Annotated in this window: 14 protein-coding genes; 8 read left to right on the plus strand and 6 right to left on the minus strand. The window is 72.5% G+C overall.

Features of this window, described 5'->3' with window-relative positions; genetic code table 11:
- Positions 1 to 56: 56 nt before the first annotated feature.
- Together OHS81_RS28090 and OHS81_RS28095 are read left to right on the plus strand one after the other, a co-directional pair.
- A complete protein-coding gene (locus OHS81_RS28090; RefSeq protein WP_328387699.1) occupies positions 57 to 2162 on the plus strand; it encodes a TerD family protein in 2106 nt (701 codons plus the stop codon).
- Between the two features lie 218 nt (positions 2163 to 2380).
- Positions 2381 to 3364: a TerC family protein gene (locus OHS81_RS28095; RefSeq protein ID WP_328387701.1), complete on the plus strand. Its 984-nt coding sequence runs from the start codon at positions 2381 to 2383 to the stop codon at positions 3362 to 3364.
- Positions 3365 to 3488: 124 nt separating this feature from the next.
- On the opposite strand, the gene OHS81_RS28100 is transcribed toward OHS81_RS28095, so the two are convergent.
- The 3 genes from OHS81_RS28100 to OHS81_RS28110 form a co-directional block, all read right to left on the minus strand.
- Entirely contained in the window at positions 3489 to 4145 is a 657-nt protein-coding gene (locus tag OHS81_RS28100; protein WP_328387704.1) for an MBL fold metallo-hydrolase, read from the minus strand.
- 9 nt (positions 4146 to 4154) lie between these two features.
- Positions 4155 to 4898 carry a maleylpyruvate isomerase family mycothiol-dependent enzyme gene (locus tag OHS81_RS28105; RefSeq protein ID WP_328387706.1) on the minus strand — a complete coding sequence of 248 codons (744 nt, stop codon included), beginning with the start codon at positions 4896 to 4898 and terminating at the stop codon, positions 4155 to 4157.
- 204 nt (positions 4899 to 5102) lie between these two features.
- Positions 5103 to 6653: an FAD-dependent monooxygenase gene (locus OHS81_RS28110; protein WP_328387708.1), complete on the minus strand. Its 1551-nt coding sequence runs from the start codon at positions 6651 to 6653 to the stop codon at positions 5103 to 5105.
- A 60-nt stretch (positions 6654 to 6713) separates the two neighbouring features.
- On the opposite strand from OHS81_RS28110, the gene OHS81_RS28115 reads away from it, so the two are divergent.
- Both OHS81_RS28115 and uvrA read left to right on the plus strand, forming a co-directional pair.
- Positions 6714 to 7439, plus strand: coding sequence for a TetR/AcrR family transcriptional regulator (locus OHS81_RS28115; RefSeq protein WP_328387710.1), 726 nt, complete (start codon positions 6714 to 6716; stop codon positions 7437 to 7439).
- A gap of 319 nt (positions 7440 to 7758) precedes the next feature.
- The gene (uvrA, locus tag OHS81_RS28120; protein WP_328387712.1) at positions 7759 to 10734 is read left to right on the plus strand and encodes an excinuclease ABC subunit UvrA; all 2976 of its coding nucleotides are present in this window, start codon (positions 7759 to 7761) and stop codon (positions 10732 to 10734) included.
- Positions 10735 to 10838: 104 nt separating this feature from the next.
- Here uvrA and OHS81_RS28125 read toward each other — a convergent pair whose 3' ends face one another.
- Together OHS81_RS28125 and OHS81_RS28130 are read right to left on the minus strand one after the other, a co-directional pair.
- Positions 10839 to 11855 (minus strand): carbohydrate kinase family protein, encoded by a 1017-nt coding sequence (locus OHS81_RS28125; protein WP_328387714.1) that lies wholly within the window; start codon positions 11853 to 11855, stop codon positions 10839 to 10841.
- Positions 11852 to 12898, minus strand: coding sequence for a LacI family DNA-binding transcriptional regulator (locus tag OHS81_RS28130; RefSeq protein ID WP_328387716.1), 1047 nt, complete (start codon positions 12896 to 12898; stop codon positions 11852 to 11854). Before OHS81_RS28130 ends, OHS81_RS28125 begins: the two co-directional genes overlap by 4 nt.
- Before the next feature lie 180 nt (positions 12899 to 13078).
- On the opposite strand from OHS81_RS28130, the gene OHS81_RS28135 reads away from it, so the two are divergent.
- The 3 genes from OHS81_RS28135 to OHS81_RS28145 are packed head-to-tail and all read left to right on the plus strand — an operon-like array spanning position 13079 to position 14383.
- Complete coding sequence (locus OHS81_RS28135) at positions 13079 to 13546, plus strand: hypothetical protein (RefSeq protein WP_328387718.1); 468 nt, start codon at positions 13079 to 13081, stop codon at positions 13544 to 13546.
- A gap of 5 nt (positions 13547 to 13551) precedes the next feature.
- Complete coding sequence (locus OHS81_RS37500) at positions 13552 to 13947, plus strand: MFS transporter (RefSeq protein WP_443058780.1); 396 nt, start codon at positions 13552 to 13554, stop codon at positions 13945 to 13947.
- A gap of 22 nt (positions 13948 to 13969) precedes the next feature.
- A complete protein-coding gene (locus tag OHS81_RS28145) occupies positions 13970 to 14383 on the plus strand; it encodes a Rieske (2Fe-2S) protein (protein ID WP_328387720.1) in 414 nt (137 codons plus the stop codon).
- 59 nt (positions 14384 to 14442) lie between these two features.
- Here OHS81_RS28145 and OHS81_RS28150 read toward each other — a convergent pair whose 3' ends face one another.
- Positions 14443 to 15381 (minus strand): hypothetical protein, encoded by a 939-nt coding sequence (locus tag OHS81_RS28150; RefSeq protein WP_328387722.1) that lies wholly within the window; start codon positions 15379 to 15381, stop codon positions 14443 to 14445.
- Positions 15382 to 15900: 519 nt separating this feature from the next.
- On the opposite strand from OHS81_RS28150, the gene OHS81_RS28160 reads away from it, so the two are divergent.
- Positions 15901 to 16803, plus strand: a complete 903-nt coding sequence (locus OHS81_RS28160; RefSeq protein WP_328387724.1) for a hypothetical protein — start codon at positions 15901 to 15903, stop codon at positions 16801 to 16803.
- Positions 16804 to 16856 lie beyond the last annotated feature (53 nt).

The following is a 16856-nucleotide window of genomic DNA, read 5'->3' on the forward strand; positions in this document are numbered from 1 at the left end:
TGGGCCCGCGCCCGGGGCAGGGCCCGGGCATGCCACAACCACCAGGGGGAACAACGATGACGGCCGAGCTGGTCCGGGGGCAGAACCATCCACTGGACCGGACGCGGATCGAGGTCCGGGTGACGGCGGGCTCTCCCGTCGTGGCCGGGGTCACCCTCGGCGACGAGCAGGGCAGGCTCGCCGGCGCCGAGGCGGTGGCCCACCCGGGCGCGCCGCGGCGCACCGGCATCGAGGTTCCCCGTCAGGCGGCCGCCGAGCACCGCATCGCGGTGGACCTCGACGCGCTGCCCGCCGCCGTCCACCGGGTGAGCGTGCTGCTGGCGCTGCCCGGCGGGACCGGCGCCCTGACCGCCTTCGGCTCGGCCGCCGCGCCCGCCGTCACGGTCACCGGTCTCGACGGCACCGGCCTCGCCCGCTACACCGTCACCGGCCTGGGCGCCGAGTCCGCCGTCGTCGCCCTGGAGCTCTATCGCCGGCAGGGTGTCTGGAAGGTACGAGCCGTGGGCCAGGGGTACGCCGGCGGCCTCACGGCGATGCTGGGCGACCAGGGCCTGCCGCAGGCGGCGGAGCTGGCCGCGGAGATCGAGGAAGCGGTCAGCCGGGGGCAGGCCCGTGCGGTCCCGGCGCCCGCCCCCGTGGCGGCGAGCCGGTCCGAACGGCCCGGGGCCGGCCCGGCCGCCGCGGACCGACCGTGCCCCGCGCACCCTCCCGCACCTGACGGCCCGGCACCCTCCGGGACCGGCCCCGGAACTGGACCCGGAACCGCCCCTGGAACGGACCCCGGTGCCGGAGCGCAGACCGGAACCGGAACCACCGGCGCAGCGCCCGCACCCGTGGGCGGCGGCCCCGTCGACTACCGCCACCCGAAGCGCCGCAGCACCCCCGCACCGGCCGGTCCCGCCCCGGCCGGGGGGCCGGCCCCTGCCGCCCCCGCTCCCTCGCCGGCCGGCAGCCCCGCGACGCCCGACGGCCCCCCGCTGCCCGTGGCCGGTGACGCCGCCGGCTGGAGCATGGAGGAGCGGCTCTACAACCAGGTCTGGGGGATGTTCGAGGACCTGGCCCGCTCGGTCGCGGCCTACCGCAGCGCCTCCGGCTTCGCCGAGTCGCGCCTGGAGCAGGAGCTCGACCAGGCCCTGTCCGACCCGCGCAACCGCCTCGGTACGGCCGCCGACGACGCCCGTGCCGCCGCCCGCGACAAGCACGCCGCCCTCGTCACCCAGGCCCGCGCCGCCCTCGACCGTGACCTCGCACAGCTCGCGGCCGAGTCGGCGGTCGTCGAGCCCGCCCTGCCGCCCGCCTTCGCCCGCTGGGACAACCCCGTCTGGCAGGGCCACCACGCCCCGTCCACGCGTCCGATGGCGTTGCGCCTGGGCGATGTGCACCTTCCCGAAGTGCTGGACCTGCGCATTCCCATGCTCGTACGCCTCCCCCTGGAGCGCGGGCTGTGGATCGACAGCGGGCCCGATTCCTACGCCGCGGGCACCGGCCCCGACCCCGGGCGCGACATCCCCCGGCGGGAACTGGGCAGCGCGCTCACGGACGGGCCGCCCGACGAGGCCGGACTGCGCCGGCTGGCCATGGAGACGGCCGTGGCGATCGCCGCCCGGCTGCTCGCCATCCACCCCGCCGGTGACTTCGCGGTCCAGGTCATCGACCCGGGTGGTACCGCCGCGCCCGCACTCGCGCCGCTGGTGGAGAGCGGTGTGCTGCCCGCCGCCCCGGTGCCCGGCGCCCAGGGTGTGACCGCGGTGCTGGAGGCGCTGACGCGACGGGTGGACCTCGTCCAGATGGCCGTGCGCCACCGCGCGGCGGACTCACTCCCGCCGGACCTCGACACCGCCGGCCAGCTGCTGATCGTGCACGATTTCCCGCACGGTTTCGACGACCGCGCCCTCACCCGGCTGCGCTACCTGGCCGACGAGGGGCCGGCCGTCGGCGTGCACCTGATGCTGGTCGCCGACCGCGCCCAGGCCCGGGACCACGGGCCGGTCCTCGACCCGCTGTGGCGCTCGCTGCTGCGGATCACACCGGTGCCCGATGCCCATCTCGCCGACCCCTGGGTCGGTCATGCCTGGACGTACGAGCCACCGCTCGCCCCCAGGGGAAGTCAGGTGGTGCGCCAGGTGCTGGGCCGGGTAGCGGCCGCTCGCCGGCCATCCTGACCAGGCCTTTTGTATTTTTCTTTACTATTCATTGCCTTTCCTTTACGCTTCTTGGTGCGGAGGGGAGTATTCCCGCTACGACGTACCCGTCATCACGGACCGGGAGTGTGACGCGGTCCCGGGGCGTCGGCCCCGTTCCTCCATACGGCGGAGCGGGGCGGAAGAGACCTCCGGCAGCGACGACGCTGTAAGTGCCGTACGACTCTGCCGGAGGAGCAGTGGACGTTTCCCTGAACCTGTGGGTGCTGACCATCCTTGGTCTGTGCGCCCTGATCGCCGCCGATTTCTTCATCGGCGGACGCAAACCGCACGAGGTCTCCCTCAAGGAGGCCGGAATCTGGACCGGTGTCTGGATCGCGCTCGCCGGGCTCTTCGGCCTCGGGCTGCTGCTGTTCGGCGGTGCCGCGCCGGCCGGCGAGTTCTTCGCGGGCTTCATCACCGAGAAGTCCCTGAGCGTCGACAACCTCTTCGTCTTCGTGCTGATCATGGCGAAGTTCGCGGTCCCGGCGATCTACCAGCAGCGGGTGCTGATGGTGGGGGTGCTGATCGCGCTGGTGCTGCGGGCCGGCTTCATCGGCGCGGGCGCCGCGATCATCGCCAACTTCTCCTGGGTCTTCTACATCTTCGGCGCGTTCCTCATCTGGACCGCGTGGAAGCTGATCAAGGAGGCCCGCGCCGAGGAGGAGGACGAGGAGTTCGAGGAGAACCGCTTCCTCAAGATGGTCGAGAAGCGCTTCCCGTCGACCGACGCCTACCACGGCACCAAGCTGTTCGTGGTCGAGAACGGCAAGCGGCTGATGACGCCGATGCTGATCGTCATGCTGGCGATCGGCACCACCGATGTCCTCTTCGCGCTGGACTCCATCCCGGCGATCTTCGGCCTCACCCAGGACCCGTACATCGTCTTCACCGCCAACGCCTTCGCCCTGATGGGTCTGCGGCAGCTGTACTTCCTGATCGGCGGGCTGCTCAAGAAGCTGGTCCACCTCTCGTACGGCCTGTCGGTCATCCTCGGGTTCATCGGCGTGAAGCTGGTGCTGCACGCCCTGCACGAGTCCGGGGTGCCCGTTCCGGAGATCGATATTCCGGTCTCGCTGGGCGTCATCTGTGCCGTGCTGATCGTCACGACGATCACCAGCCTGCGTGCCTCGAAGAAGCAGGCGGCGGCCGACGCGGCGGCCAAGGAGCGCATCGACGTCTGAGGCCGGTCCGCACGGCGCACGCGCGCCCGGTTCCCGCTCCCCATCGGAGCGCGAACCGGGCGCCGTCGTTCGTGGTAGGCCCTGGGGGAGTACCCGCGGGGCCCGCGCTGTGCCGTTCCCTGCGTTACCAGCCGCGCTCGTGCCACTCGGCGAGGTGCGGCCGCTCCGCGCCGAGCGTGGTGTCGGAGCCGTGGCCCGGATACACCCAGGTCTCGTCGGGGAGTTCGCCGAAGAGCTTGCGTTCCACGTCGTCGATCAGGTGGGTGAAGTTCTCGGCGCTGCCGAAGGTGTTGCCGACGCCACCGGGGAACAGGCAGTCCCCGGTGAACAGATGCGGGGCACCGTGCGGGTCGTCGTAGACCAGCGCGATGCTGCCCGGTGTGTGTCCGACCAGATGGCGCGCCGTCAGCTCGACCCGGCCGACGGTGAGGGTGTCGCCGTCCTCGACCGGCACATCCGTGGGGACGGGAATGCCCTCGGCGTCGTACCGCCCCGCGTAGGTCCGCGCACCCGTCGCATCGACGACCTCGCGCAGCGCGCCCCAGTGGTCGCCGTGCCGGTGCGTGGTGACCACGGATCCGATGCCGCTGTCGCCGATCAGCGCGAGAAGGGTGTGCGGTTCGGCGGCCGCATCGATCAGCAACTGCTCATCGGTCGCCCGGCACCGCAGTACATAGGCGTTGTTGTTCATCGGACCGACCGCGACCTTCGAGATCATCAGGTCGGTCAGCTCGTGCACGTCGGCCGGTCCGCCGACCTTCACTGCTCCGCTGTAGCCCATGGGACCACTCTAGAGCGGCGGCACCGCGGGCAGGCCGGAGCCGTGACCGTCGAGTGCGCCACCCCCGCCGCGTCCGGTGAGCCAGCCCACCAGCGCGACCGCGGAGCCCGTCACCACCACGGGCCGGTCCCCGGCGCCCGGCCCGGTGGCGAGGCGGCCGGTGCGCCACCGGCGGCCGTCGTCGGACCGCAGTTCCAGCGGGGGCAGATCCGGGTGACCGGCGAACTTGACCGTGGCCAGGAAGGCCAGTTGGCGCTCGACGAAGTCCGGGGAGAGCTGGTCGAGGGTGTGGCCCACGCCGAGGTCGACATGGTGCAGTTCCAGCTCGGCCAGCCGGCGCAGCGGCAGCCGGTCGGCCCGTTCGACGACGTTGTTGCGCATCTCGACCTGGTAGGCCCGGCGGTCCCGCGGCAGGTCGTCCATCGCCTTGTCGAACCGCGCCGCGGACTCCCTGAGGTCCTCCAGATGCGCCGCCAGCGGGCGGTCGGCGCCCCGCTCGATATCGGCGGCACGGGCCTCGGGGCCGGCGTACATCGGTGTGGGCACATCCGTCCGCGCCCAGGTGAGGAGGTTGCCCAGCGCGTCCGCGTTGCGGGCCAGATGGGAAAGGACATGGCCGCGGGTCCAGCCGGGCAGCAGCGACGGCTCGCCGATCGCCGCGTCGTCGAGTTTGCTCACCGAGACGAGGAGCCGGTCGGTGGCCTCTCGGACCGCTGCCACATCGTGCGGGAAGTCGGGCGGGGTGAGGGTCATGGTCCGACGCTAGCGCCGTCGGCGCGGGTTCGGGAGTGGGCCGGCTCCGATCGAGGGGTACGCGGGCGGAGCGGGCGGCGCGCGGCAGCCGGAAGGATCCGCCGGTCTGCGCCGCCCGCCAGGCGTATGGATCACGAGCGTGGTCAACAGCCGTGACCCCTACAGCCAGGGCCTGTCTTCACTGGCCCGTCGTTCGCCTGGAGGTCAGACCGTCGCCTCGCCGGGCGTCCCGAACCAGAGCCGCAGCGCGGCGTCCAGCCCGTCCGGGCCGCCGGGAGTGTCCACCGCCCAGGCGGTGGTGCCGTCGGGACGCACCAGCAGGCCGGCCAGACCGGGCCGCCCCGGGCAGTCCACCGTGAGCGCCCGTATCCGGTCGCCGTATCCGGCGGCGGGCCTGCGCACCTCGGCGTCCCCGGCGAGATCGAGCAACAGCCCCTGCCCGCCGTGCAGATGGTCCGCGAGCCGGGTGCCGTCACCGAGCTCCAGGTCGGGCGCGCTGTGGCCGGTCAGCGGATGGTCGCCGGGCAGGTCGTAGCGCTGCCGGACGCCGGAGATCTTCTTGGCGAAGAAGGTGGTGGCGGCGACCGTCTCCGTCAGTTCGGCGATCACCCCGCGCAGCGCCCGGGCGTGCGACTCCGGCCGCATCAGCGCCACTTGGGCCCGGGTCCACTCCAGCACCCATGCCCCCAGGGGATGCCGCTCGGCCGTGTAGCTGTCGAGCAGCCCCTCAGGTGCCCAGCCGTGCACCGTGGCGGCCAGCTTCCAGCCGAGGTTCATGGCGTCGCCGATGCCGAGATTCAGTCCCTGGCCGCCGAACGGCGAGTGGACGTGCGCCGCGTCACCGGCGAGCAGGACCCGCCCCGACCGGTAATCGGGCACTTGGCGCGCGTTATCGGTGAACCGGGTCGCCGAGTGCACCGCGTGGATCGTGACGTCCGCGACCCCGGACACCTTGCGCAAGGAGGCCTGCAACTCCTCGGCGGTGACGGGGGCTTCGCGGTCCGCGGGCGGTCCGTCGAACTCCACGGTGAGGATCCGGCCGGGCACCGGACCGTGGGCATACGTCCCCGTCCGGGTGAAATTCCAGCCGGCGCCCAGGGCATCGGCTCCGGTCATCTCGACGAGGGCCTGACGGCCGGTGATCTCCGGGGCCGTACCGGGGAAGGGGAAGCCGGCGAGCCGGCGGACGGTACTGCGGCCGCCGTCGCAGCCGGCCAGCCAGCCGGTGCGCAGCGACCCGTCCGAGGTGTGGACGTGCACACCGTCCTCGCCGGCGTCGAAGCCCGTCAGGGTCACCCCGCGGCGCAGGTCGACCCCCAGCTCGGCGGCGCGGGCGCCGAGCAGCCGCTCCAGGGCTTCCTGGGGTACGAGGCCGACCTCGGCGGCGGGCCCGGGGCCGTCGAAGTCCGGGTCGGACTCGTCCAGCAGGTCACCGCGCAGCATGATGCCCGCGAAGTGCCCGGCGAACCTCGGCGGCTGCTTCACGCCGGTGGCGCCGGCGGCCTGGCGCTGCCGCATGAACGAGCTGACCCTGTCGTAGGCGTCGCGCTGTACCGCCGCCAGCCCGGGCAGCAGCCCGCGCCGGTAAAAGGCCTCTGCCGTGGGGGAGTTGACCGCCCCCGCCTTGATGGTCGTATCCACGTCGGTCAGCCGCTCCAGGACGACGACCGACACGTCTGCCAATGCGAGTTCGCAGGCGAGCGTCAGCCCCACCGGGCCGCCCCCTGCCACTACTACGTCTGCGTCATGCTTCATGGCGGTAAGTGTAGTCACTATAATTTTATTGCGACTAAAATCAGGTCTAACATTCCGGCCATGAAGGATGGCGTGACGGACGAAGAGCGGCGCGGCGGTGACGCGGCGGGTCCGCGCGACCGGTGGGAGGAGACCGGTTTCACCGCGGACGACGGGCGGCTGACGCTGCGCGAGCGCAAGAAGCTGCGCACCCGGCAGCGGATCTCCGGCGAGGCCACGCTGCTGTTCATCCGGCGGGGCTTCGACAACGTGACGGTCGCCGAGGTGGCCCGCGCCGCCGAAGTGTCCACGATGACGGTCTTCAATTACTTCCCGCGCAAGGAGGACCTGTTCCTCGACCGGGTCCCCGAGGCCCGGGAGCTGATCATCCGCGCCGTCCGCGAGCGCGGTGCGGACGAGTCACCGCTCGCCGCGCTGCGCCGGCTCGTTCTGGGGCTGCTGGCGAAGCGGCATCCGCTGGCCGCCGTGGGGGAGGGGTTCGAGCACTTCTGGCGGACGGTGCTGGACTCGCCGGCGCTGCGTGCGCGGGGCCGGGAGGCGCTCGAGGAGATGGAGAACACACTGGCCGCGCTGCTGGCCGAGGCGGCGGGCGGTGCGGCGGACCGCCCGGGCCCGGACGCCCGGCTGGCCGCGGCGCTGATCGTCGCGGGGATCCGGGCGGCGGGTGCCGAAGCGCTGGCCCGGCAGCTCGGGGGTGACCCGGTGGAGGAGGTGGCCGTTGAGCAGGCGGAGGTGCTGCGGCGCACCTTCGATGCGCTGGAGCGTGCGCTGCCCGGTGTCGCCTGACGGGGGAGTCCCTGCGGCGTGCGGGGTGTAGGAGGTGTACGGGGCGTGGGAGTCGTGCGGGGAGCACGACGAGCGCGGGGTGCGCGGCGGGGCGGGAAGATTGCGGGGCCGCCACACGTTCGGGTGAAGAGGGCTTGCGAACCCCCTAAATCGAATGCGCGTGCTATAAGCTCGTGTGTGGCATCCCAAAGACAGTGCCGCGGCGGGCCCCATACCCTGGGGCGGGGGCTCCGCTCCGCTCCGTCGCCTCTGCTCACCCACCGCGCGGCGGACGCAGAGCCGCGGCCCCCGCCCCCTTCCAAGAAAGGTGCCGACCGGCGTGGCCGACCGTCTCATCGTCCGTGGCGCTCGCGAGCACAACCTCAAGAACGTCTCGCTCGACCTCCCCCGCGACTCCCTCATCGTCTTCACGGGGCTCTCCGGGTCGGGCAAGTCCTCGCTCGCCTTCGACACGATCTTCGCCGAGGGGCAGCGGCGCTATGTCGAGTCGCTCTCCTCCTACGCCCGGCAGTTCCTCGGGCAGATGGACAAGCCCGATGTGGACTTCATCGAGGGCCTGTCCCCCGCGGTGTCGATCGACCAGAAGTCGACGTCGCGCAACCCCCGCTCGACGGTCGGCACGATCACCGAGGTCTACGACTACCTCCGTCTGCTCTTCGCCCGTATCGGCAAGCCGCACTGCCCCGAGTGCGGGCGGCCGATCGCCCGGCAGTCGCCGCAGGCAATCGTCGACAAGGTGCTCGAACTCCCCGAGGGCAGCCGCTTCCAGGTGCTCTCCCCCCTGGTGCGCGAGCGCAAGGGCGAGTTCGTCGATCTCTTCTCCGACCTCCAGACCAAGGGCTACAGCCGGGCCCGGGTCGACGGGGAGACGATCCAGCTCTCCGAGCCGCCGAAGCTGAAGAAGCAGGAGAAGCACACCATCGAGGTGGTCGTCGACCGCCTCACGGTCAAGGATTCCGCCAAGCGCCGGCTCACCGACTCCGTCGAGACCGCCCTCGGGCTCTCCGGCGGCATGGTCATCCTCGACTTCGTCGATCTGGACGCGGACGACCCGCAGCGCGAGCGGATGTACTCGGAGCACCTGTACTGCGCCTACGACGACCTCTCCTTCGAGGAGCTGGAGCCCCGCTCCTTCTCCTTCAACTCGCCCTTCGGTGCCTGCCCGGACTGCACCGGCATCGGTACGCGCATGGAGGTCGACCCCGACCTGATCGTCCCCGACGAGGACCGCTCCCTCGACGAGGGCGCCATCCACCCCTGGTCGCACGGCCACACCAAGGAATACTTCGGCCGTCTGGTCGGCGCGCTGGCGGACGCCCTCGGATTCCGTACGGACATCCCCTGGGCCGGGCTGCCGGCCCGCGCCAAGAAGGCGCTGCTGAACGGCCACAAGACCCAGATCGAGGTGCGCTACCGCAACCGGTACGGCCGCCAGCGGGCCTACACCACCCCCTTCGAGGGCGCCGTCCCGTTCGTCAAGCGGCGGCACTCCGAGGCGGAGAGCGACAGCAGCCGGGAGCGCTTCGAGGGCTATATGCGCGAGGTGCCCTGCCCGACCTGTGAGGGCACCCGGCTGAAGCCGATCGTGCTCGCCGTGACGGTCCAGGAGAGGTCGATCGCCGAGGTCGCGGCCATGTCGATCAGCGACTGCGCCGACTTCCTGCGGGAGATGAAGCTCACCGCCCGCGAAAGGAAGATCGCCGAGCGGGTCCTCAAGGAGGTCAACGAGCGGCTGAAGTTCCTGGTCGACGTGGGCCTGGACTACCTCTCGCTGAACCGCGCGGCCGGCACCCTCTCCGGCGGCGAGGCCCAGCGCATCCGCCTCGCCACCCAGATCGGCTCGGGTCTGGTGGGGGTGCTCTACGTCCTCGACGAGCCGTCGATCGGCCTGCACCAGCGCGACAACCACCGGTTGATCGAGACCCTGGTGCGGCTGCGCGACATGGGCAACACCCTGATCGTCGTCGAACACGACGAGGACACCATCAAGGTCGCGGACTGGGTGGTGGACATCGGCCCCGGCGCGGGCGAGCACGGTGGCAAGGTCGTGCACAGCGGTCCGATGAAGCAGTTGCTGGCCACCAAGGAGTCGATCACCGGCCAGTACCTCTCCGGCAAGAAGGTCATCGCGACCCCGGACGTCCGGCGGCCCGCCGACCCGTCGCGGCAGCTGACGGTCCACGGCGCGAAGGAGAACAACCTCCGCGACATCGACGTCTCCTTCCCGCTCGGAGTGTTCACCGCCGTCACCGGCGTCTCCGGATCCGGTAAGTCGACGCTGGTCAACGACATCCTCTACACCCACCTGGCGCGCGAGCTGAACGGCGCCAAGTCGGTCCCGGGCCGGCACACCCGGGTGGCCGGCGACGACCTGGTGGACAAGGTCGTACATGTCGACCAGTCGCCGATCGGCCGGACCCCGCGCTCCAACCCGGCCACCTACACCGGCGTCTTCGACCACGTCCGCAAGCTCTTCGCGGAGACGATGGAGGCCAAGGTCCGCGGCTATCTGCCGGGGCGTTTCTCCTTCAACGTCAAGGGCGGCCGCTGCGAGAACTGCTCCGGCGACGGCACGATCAAGATCGAGATGAACTTCCTGCCGGACGTGTATGTGCCGTGCGAGGTCTGCCACGGTGCGCGCTACAACCGGGAGACGCTGGAGGTCCACTACAAGGGCAAGTCCATCGCCGAGGTGCTGGACATGCCCATCGAGGAGGCGCTGAGCTTCTTCGAGGCGGTGCCGACCATTTCCCGGCATCTCAAGACGCTCAACGAGGTCGGCCTCGGGTACGTCCGGCTCGGCCAGTCCGCGCCGACGCTCTCCGGTGGTGAGGCGCAGCGCGTCAAGCTGGCCAGTGAGCTCCAGAAGCGCTCGACGGGCAGCACGGTCTACGTCCTCGACGAGCCGACCACCGGCCTGCACTTCGACGACATCAGCAAGCTGATCAATGTGCTGTCCGGCCTGGTGGACAAGGGCAACACGGTGATCGTCATCGAGCACAACCTCGATGTGATCAAGACGGCGGACTGGGTCGTGGACATGGGCCCCGAAGGCGGCAACGGCGGCGGTCTGGTCGTCGCCGAGGGCACCCCGGAGGGCGTCGCCTCGATCCCGGCCAGCCACACCGGCAAGTTCCTGCGGGAAATCCTCGGCGACCGCGTCAGCGATGCCGCGCCGGTGGGGGCCACCGCGAAGAAGCCGGTGGCCAAGAAGGCCGCGGCGAAGAAGCCGGCCGCCAAGAAGACCGCGACCGCGGCCAAGAAGACGACGGCCCGGGCCCGCAAGGCCACCTGACACCGCCGGACGGTTCCCGCCGGGCCGTCATCGCTCCCCGTACAGGGACGCGGTGACGGCCCGCTGCTATGCCGCCAACGTCTCCTACGCCGCCAATGTCTCTCCTACGCCGCCAACTCCGCGGCGAAGGGCGGTTCCGCTCCTGCACGGGAGCAGGTGACGGCGGCCGCGCGGGCGGCGAAGCGCAGGATGTCGCGCCAGTCGTCGTCGCCGAGGGCGGCTACGGCGGCGTACGAGAGGGCGTCATGGGCGTCCAGGCGGTGCAGGAGTGCGGCGTTGACCGTGTCGCCGGCTCCGATGGTGTCGACGACGGTGACCCGCTCGCCGGGGACCGTCAGCTCACCGCCGCCGCGCCTCAGCACCGTCAGGCCGTCGGCCCCACGGGTCAGCACGATCGCGGCCGGCCCTGCCGCCAGCCATCCCTGCGCCGCCGCGGCGACCGCCTCCCACGCGCCGCCCGGCGCCGCGCCGTCCCCGGTACCGGCCCCGGCCCCGGCCAGCCACAGGGCGTCCTCCTCCGACAGTTTCAGCAGGGCGAGGTCGGGGAGCCAGGAGAGGAAGCGGGCCCGGTAGGCGTCCGGGTCCGGGATCAGACCGGACCGGATGTTGGGGTCGAGCGCCGTGAAGACACCGCGCCGGGCCTCGCGCCGCAGCAGGGACTCGTACGCACTCGCGCCCGGTTCCAGGACGAGCGAGCAGGTGCCCAGGGAGAGCGCACGGACCCCGGCGGGCAGCGCGGGCGGCAGGGCGAAGAGCCGGTCGGCGGTGCCGTCCGCATAGAAGCCGTAGCCCGCTGACCCGTCCGGGCTGATGTCCGCCACGGCGAGGGTGGTCGGCTCGCTGCCGCGCTGCACCAAGGAGGTGTCGACACCGCCGCCCACCAGCCCCTGGAGCAGCGCCTCGCCGAAGCTGTCGGTCGAGATCCGGGAACAGAACGCGGCCGGCGAGCCGAGCCGTCCCAGCGCGACCGCGGTGTTGTACGGGCCGCCGCCGCGCCGCGGCAGCAGCGCCGGCAACCGGTCGTCCGAGGTGGGGTTCGCTCCCGTGCCCTCCAGGGAGGGGGGAGTGTCCTGCGGGCTGGGGACGAGGTCGATCAGCGCCTCGCCGGCGACGACGATCACGGGATGGGGTTCCTTTCCTGGGCGGCCGGGGGCGTGGCCGGGGCGGTTTCGGCGCAGCCGCACGACGTACGGTGCACAAAGGTGCAGGGGAGGCGGACGGTGCGCGGGGGCCGTTCCGGCTGCGCCAGGCGCTCCAGCAGCAGCCGGACCGCCGCCGCCCCGATGTCCTTGCTGGGCTGGGCGATCGCGGTCAGCCGCGGCGTGAACAGATCGGCCCACGAGAAGTCGTCGAAGCAGGCCAGCGCGATATCGCGGGGTACCTCCAGGCCGAGTTCGCGCAGGGCCCGGAGGGTGCCGATGGTCATCGCGTTGTTGGCGGTGATGATCGCGGTGGGCGGTTCGGGGGCGGCCAGCAGATGGCGGGTGGCGTCCTGGGCGCCCGCCGCCTCGGAGTTGCCGCCGGCGAGGAGTTCGGGCGCGAAGGGCAGTCCGTGGGCGCGCAGGCCCTCGCGGTAGCCCTGGACCCGCTCGGTGGTCGTGCTCAGGCCGGGCAGACCGGCGATCAGACCGATCCGGGTGTGCCCCGACTCGGCCAGATGCCCGACCAGTTGACGCACCGGGCCGGTGTTCTCGGCGCACACCTGGTCGTGGTCGTCGCCGACCAGCCGGTCCAGGAACACGGTGGGCACCTCACGGCGGGCCAGATACTCCACCATCCCGGCGGGCTCCGCGGACGGCGCCACGATCATGCCGTCCACACGGCGCTCGTGGAGCAGCTGGACGACCTTGCGCTCGTGCCGCGGGTCGTCGTGCGGATCGGTGATCAGCAGGCTGTAGCCGGCCTCCAGGGCGCCCGCCTCGACCCCCTGAAGGATCTCGGTGAAGTACGGGTTGCTGATCGCGGAGACCGCCAGGCCGATCGAGCGGGTGCGGGAGGTGACCAGGGAGCGGGCCAGGGTGTTGGGGGTGTAGCCGAGCTCGTCGATGGCGCCGAGCACCGCGGCACGGGTGCCGGGCCGCACCGGACGGGTGTCGTTCAGCACATGCGAGACCGTGGCGACGGAGACCCCCGCGCGCCGTGCCACATCCGTCATCGTCGTCATCCGGCTCTTCCTCCCCGAGCGTGCGGCGCCCCGTCGGCACCGCGGCCTCCCACGGCCCCGTCCCGCGAAGTCCACCACATTACGAGTACTCGACCGCAAACGTAAACGCTTGCGCAAGCGTTTACGTCCAAGCTGCCTTCCCGGCATCGCCATCCCGCACGACGTCGTGAGGAGGCGCCGATGCGCGCTCTCGTGGTCACCGCACCGGGCAAGGGGGGCAGCACCGCTGTCACCGAGCTGCCCGACCCCCGCCCGGAGCCCGGTGAGGTGGTCGTGCGCGTCACGTCCCGTGGGCTGTGCGGCACCGAGGTCGTGGTCGATGCGACCGGCGCCGTCGCGGCCATCGAGGACGGGCTGGGCCGGGTGCGCCGCGGGGGTACCTTCCTGCAGTTCGGCGTCGCCGACCCGGTGCGCGCGGCCTCCTTCTCGCCGTACCGCGTCCACCACCACGAGATCGACATCATCGGTTCGATGGCGGTGCACCACAGCTTCCAGCCCGTCACCGATGTGCTCGCCGCCGGCCTCGGCGGCGTCCCCGTCGACTCGCTGGTCAGCGACGTCTACGGCCCGGACGGGTTCGACGAGGCGGTGGCCCGGTTCCGCGCGGGCACCGGCCGCAAGATCCACATCGCCCCGCAGAAGGGCTGAACGCCGTGCCCGCACGCATCAAGAACGCGCTGATCTGGGGCTTCGGGGCCCTCGGCGGCATCCTGTGGGGCTATGACACCGGAGTCCTCTCCGGCGCCATGCTCTTCATCAAGAACGACATCGCCCTCACCCCGCTCCTGGAGGGCCTGGTCGTCTCGGGCCTCCTGGTGGGCGCCATGCTCGGCGCGGGTCTCTCGGGGCGGCTGAGCGATGCCTGGGGGCGCCGGCGGCGCGATCCTCGCCAACGTCGGCATCGGCCTGCTCAACACGGTGATGACGCTCCCGGCGATGCGGCGGGCCGCAGCCTGGAGGAGATCGAGCAGGACCTGCTGCGGGGACGCCCGGCCCGGCCGGAAGCGGAGCGGTCTGTGCCGGTATCGTCGGGAGCCGCCCCCCACTGATGCCGTGACCTCTGGAGCAGCCATGAGTCAGTCCTTCGCCCGCCGGACCGTGCTGCGGGGGGCCGCGCTCGCCGGGGCCGCGGGCTTCGGCCTGGCGGCCTGCTCGCCGGGTGACTCGGGCGCCAACGCCTCGGCGGTGCCCGCCGAACCGGTCGACCTCGGATCCGCCACCGCGGTGCCGGTCGGCGGCGCCAAGCTCTACCGAGAGGACCGGCTCGTCGTCTCGCAGCCCGCCAAGGGCACCTACAAGTGCTTCAGCGCCAAGTGCACCCACGCCGGCTGCATCCTGGCCGAGGTCGAGAAGAAGGAGGGCAGCTGCCCCTGCCACGGCAGCCGCTTCGACGTCACCACCGGCAAGGTCATCCAGGGCCCGGCGTCCGAGCCGCTGCCCGAGATTCCGGTCAAGGCCGAGGGCGGCAAACTGATCGCGGGCTGAGGCCCCGGCCCGCCGGCACCGCCCGGGGCTCACCCCCGGTCCAGGAGACGGCCGAGGGCCTACCCCCAGTCCCAGGCGATGCCCAGTATCCCCGGACGGACGCCCTGCTCCACGAGGTGCACGGCGCGGTGCCGCCCGCTGAGCGTCAGCTCCTGCCGGCCGCTGCGCGGGGCGCCCGCCGAGGCCTGGGCGAAACGCGTGCAGCGCACCGGCAACGCGGCCTCGTCGAAGCGCACCTGCAGGACGTACTGGCCGCCGGCGAAGCCGAAGCCGCGCAGATACTCCGCGCTCGGGCCGCCGCTGCCGTCCTCGAAGGCATAGCCGAAGACATGGGTGTCACCGGCCCGCAGCCGGGTGTCGAAGAGCAGCTCGGCGGCGACCACTCCGGCCTCGGCGTGCCCGCGTACCCGGCCCAGGCGGCAGTTCTCCGCGGCCCGTACCCGCACCCCGGACGGATCGCAGCCCGCCTCGCCCCGGTGGAGGGCGACATAGCGGTCCACGCCGTCCCGGTGGGCGCGGACCACCTGGAGCGATTCACGGGCGAGGAGCTGGCGCCCGGGGCCGATGCGGACCCGCTCGTGATGGCCCATGGTGTGCAGTCCGCCGTCCGCGGGGGCCTCCAGCTCGGCGAACAGCCGCTGCAGGGCGGTGGCGGGCGCCACCAGCGAGCGGTACGAGCGGGCGGGCGGCCGCTCGGCCGCGGGGCGGGCGCCGCCCTCCGGGACCAGCAGCCGGTGCAGCGAGTGCGCCGGCAGGTCGAGGACTTCCTCCAGGGCCCGCACCGCCCGCAGCGACTCGGGGCGCTGCGGCCGCCGCGCGCCCTGCTGCCAGTAACTCAGGCTGGTCACCCCGATGGTGACGCCGCGCTGGGCGAGCTTGTGCTGGACGCGGGTGAGGGCGAGCCCCCGTTCGGTGAGCGCGGAGCGCAGCGCGAGATGGAACGGCCCGGTCCGCAGCAGCTGGGCCAGCTCCGCCGACCGGGGGGTGTCCTGTGCCATTGCCTCAATCCTCCGGCGCGCGAGGTGAACGTTCACAACCGGATCGCACGCTGCACGCGCTGCCTGCCCGTTCACTTCAGTACGCCGGGCACCGGCCGCTCACATGCGGGGCGGTCCGTCCACACCCCTCATGCCACCCCGCATTGAAGCGTGTTGACCTGCCTGCGACAACACCTGATGCTCCTGGGCGGCATCCGGGCTGCAACGCCGCCTTCGGCCTCGCGCAGCACGCCTCCGACTGGGGGCATCAACTCGGGTTCCTACGTGGCCAGTTGGCTCGGCTACGGCAGCATGCGGGACGAGACCGACGCCTGCCGGCCCACCGAGACCCGGGCCCCATGGCCTCCGGCAGTGGCCTCATGCATGTGATCTACGGATATGACACGGATCGCCACTGGGTGTACCGGGATGATCCATGGTCGACCAATAATCGCTACAACTGGGGCGATTTCGACTACTACGTGAACGGCAGCTCCTTCTCCTGGACACACTCCCTGTACCGGATAGGAGCCTGGGGGCATGACGAAGCGCACCGCCGTCCGCACCACCCTTCGCGCCGTCGCCACCGGCACGTCCCTCACGGCCCTCCTCGGTCTCACCCCGCACCTCGCCCTGGCCGCCCCCGCGTCCGTCCCCGTGCCCCGGACCCAGGCGCCGGCCGCCCCGGCCCCGGCGAGCGTCACCGCCGCCCGCGCGGCGGCCACCGCCCCCGCGACCCTGGACAGCCTCGCCCGGTTCTTCACGGCCGAACGCAAGCGCGGCGGCGGACGCGCCGTGGCCCCCGGCACCGGGCAGGCCGCACCGCACATCGAAGGCGCCGCCGTCCCCGTCCACGTCCTGTCACCGGACTTCGTCCGCGGCCGGCCCGGCGCCCCGGTCGCCCGCCTGGAGTTCTTCGCCCACAAGGCCGTCGCGGGCGACGGCCGCACGGCGACGGTGTGGACCGCACGGCGGGGCGCCGCCTGGAAGGTCGTCACCCTCGCCACCGGCGACGACGAGACCCGCTATGCCGCGGCCGGGGCCGCGTGGGCGAAGGGCGGCACGGTCTTCCACGAGCCGCAGACCGGCGCCTGGTACGTGCAGCACGGCGACCGCATCGAGCCACTGGACGCGGACGCCCGCAGGGCCGTCGGCGCGCACGGGACCACCGTCGCCGCCTACCGGGAGAAGACGGCGAGGGCATACGGGGACAGCCTCCCCGGCTCCGCGTACGACCGGCGCGGCGCGGCCGGCGGCTACGGGCCGGTGGCCGCGGCCCCGGCCGAGGACCGGGGGCCCCGCGCACCGCGCCCCGTCACGGCGGGTGCGTTCGCGGGCGACAGCCTGCCGGTGACCGCCGCCACGAGCGTGGCGGGCGCCGCCGCCCTGCTCGCGCTGGGGCTGTCCGCCTCGGCGGCGCTGCGCAGGCGGCGCAGCGCCTGACCGGTCCCTTGCCCGGCCCGCCTGACCGTCACATGCCGTCGGTGCGGCGGGCA

It is taken from the genome of Streptomyces sp. NBC_00400 (assembly GCF_036048035.1).
Classification (GTDB): domain Bacteria; phylum Actinomycetota; class Actinomycetes; order Streptomycetales; family Streptomycetaceae; genus Streptomyces.